The following is a 2,101-nucleotide window of genomic DNA, read 5'->3' on the forward strand; positions in this document are numbered from 1 at the left end:
CGCGGGAGGTCGCGAAGTCGGCGGGCTTGAACTCGGGCAGGCCGGGGGTGGGCGTCACCCAGGCGGCGATCTCCGGATCCAGCAGGCAACTCGCATACTGGCGCGCGGTCTCGTAGATGCCATCGCGTGTCTCCGTCGCGCCGGATACGGTGCCCTGGAGCTGGGCGGCGACCGCGTGGTGGCCGGCGTCGGTCAGCAGGTCCACCGGAGTGCGGTCCGCGGGGGAGGCCAGCCAGGCGAGCACGTCGGTGATCGGGCGCCGGAAGGAAGCGGCGGCCAGGAAGAGCGCTCCGAGGGTGTTGCTCGCGGCGGTTGACCAGAAGTCGCTGCCGTTGGACTCGTCCACGCTGGCGGCGACGAAGTGCCCGGCGAGGCGCTTGGCGCCGGCGAGGTCGCGGGCGTCGGCCAGGATGTCCCACCACATCTCGCGCGGGTGGTGGGCGATCTGCTGCGGGTCGAGCGTCCAGATCGTGCCGACCTTCGCCCGGGCGTCGACCGTCGCGGTGAACGCGTCGTTGGCCGCCTTGTTGCTGGTCAACAGCACGGGCCCGGGGGCGGCGAGGATCGCGGGGATCGCCAGTCCGGAGGTTTTGCCCGAGCGGGGCGCCATGATGGCGACGAACACGTCCTCCCAGGAGCCGCGGACTTCCGCGCGACCAGGCGAGAGGGTGCCGACGAGGATACCCCGGTCGGCCGGCGCGATTTTTTTCGGCTTGAGGTCGGACAGGCTCGGCCGCAGGCTCTTCGCCTTGGCGGTGATCTCCTTGTCCAGCAGCGGAGCGAGATCGGCCTTGCGGGCAAGCCCGTTGTTCGCGCCGCCGCGCCGCCGCAGCACCACGCCGAGCGTGATGCCGGCCAGGAGGGCGGTGAGCAAGCCGGGGACGATCCGTGCCCCGATCTGCATCGTGGTCGGCGCGAGGTGCGGCCACAGGAGCTGCGGGTGCAGGAGGGCGTCGACCGGCTTGAACGGACACCACGGGCCGGTGCCGAGAACGGAGTTGGTGAGGTTGCCGGTCAGCCAGGCGAGGGAGCCGAAGGCGAGGGCGGCGCCGACGAGGCCGAAGAGGAGGTAGAGGAGCGCGTCCGTGCCAGTGGTGGTCGATGGCGCGCTGGTACGCGGAGCAGGCATGGGGAGTCCAGGGGGTGGCGGGCGGGCGGTGGGGCGGGGCGCGCTCGGCTCTGGTGCGGATCACGGCATGGCTCCTTTGCTGGTCGATGGGAGAGGAACGTCTCAGCGCTTGCGCTGCTGGGGCACCTTGGCGGCCGGCACAGCAGCGGTGGTGGTGGGCGGCCGAGTAGTGGCGTCAGCCCGTGCGGCGGCTGGGGACGTCCTCCGCGCGGCGGCCAGGCGCTGCTCGGCGATGTTGTGGGTGGCCCCGGTGTAGCCGACGGCCAGGTCCGGGTCGATTGCAACGGCGAACCCGAGGTCGCTCAGCAGGCTGGATGCCGAGGATGCCGCGAGGCGCTGGTCCGGGTCGGCCATCTCCTTGGGGAGTCGGTAGGAGACGGGGTCAGCCGAGTCGAGCGGGGCGGTGAAGCCGCAGGAACGGAGGATTTGGTGGGCCGGTTCGGGCAGGCTGGTGCGGCAGTGGGCCCAGACCAGGCCGTCGGCCCAGCGCAGGATCTCGACGTCGGTGCCGTGGTCGTCGGTGAGGTTGCCCATCGGATGCTCCTTGAGATGGCGGGATCGGGTCAGCGGGTGCACGGCGTGCGGCAGGCGGGCCCCGGCTGCGGTGCGGGCGTGAAGGAGTTGGGCCTGGTGCCCGTGTTGGAGGAGGGGCCACCGATGGCGGCGCGGTCGGTCTGCGCGCTGGTGGTGGGCAGGTGGTGGCGGCAGTACCAGCCGCTGATCTCGGTGAGGAATCCGAGGATCCGCCGGTTTGGTGCGGCCGGAAATCGCCTGGTAAGAGCCAGGCCGCTCGTCTCAGAAGTGGGGGTTCTCGACCGGCCGGTCCCGCTCCGTTGCCGCCTTCAGCAGCTCGGTGAGATCGCCAGGCTCGGAGGCACGCTGGTCGATCCACCAGCCGGCGCGGGTGATGGTGCGGCCTGCGTCCTCGATCCCCTCCCACTTGGCCCCGCTGGTGTCCCCTTCGAGGACGAG

Annotated in this window: 2 protein-coding genes; both read right to left on the reverse strand. The window is 71.7% G+C overall.

The window, feature by feature from the left end:
• Positions 1-1,129, reverse strand: a 1,129-nt coding sequence (locus tag ABD323_RS40590; protein ID WP_344447130.1) for a type IV secretory system conjugative DNA transfer family protein, incomplete at its 3' end; no start/stop codon positions are given.
• Positions 1,130-1,231: 102 nt separating this feature from the next.
• Positions 1,232-1,663 carry a hypothetical protein gene (locus tag ABD323_RS40595; protein WP_344447132.1) on the reverse strand — a complete coding sequence of 144 codons (432 nt, stop codon included), beginning with the start codon at positions 1,661-1,663 and terminating at the stop codon, positions 1,232-1,234.
• Positions 1,664-2,101: the final 438 nt, after the last annotated feature.

The organism is Kitasatospora nipponensis, from assembly GCF_039528135.1.
In the GTDB taxonomy this organism is placed as follows: domain Bacteria; phylum Actinomycetota; class Actinomycetes; order Streptomycetales; family Streptomycetaceae; genus Kitasatospora; species Kitasatospora nipponensis.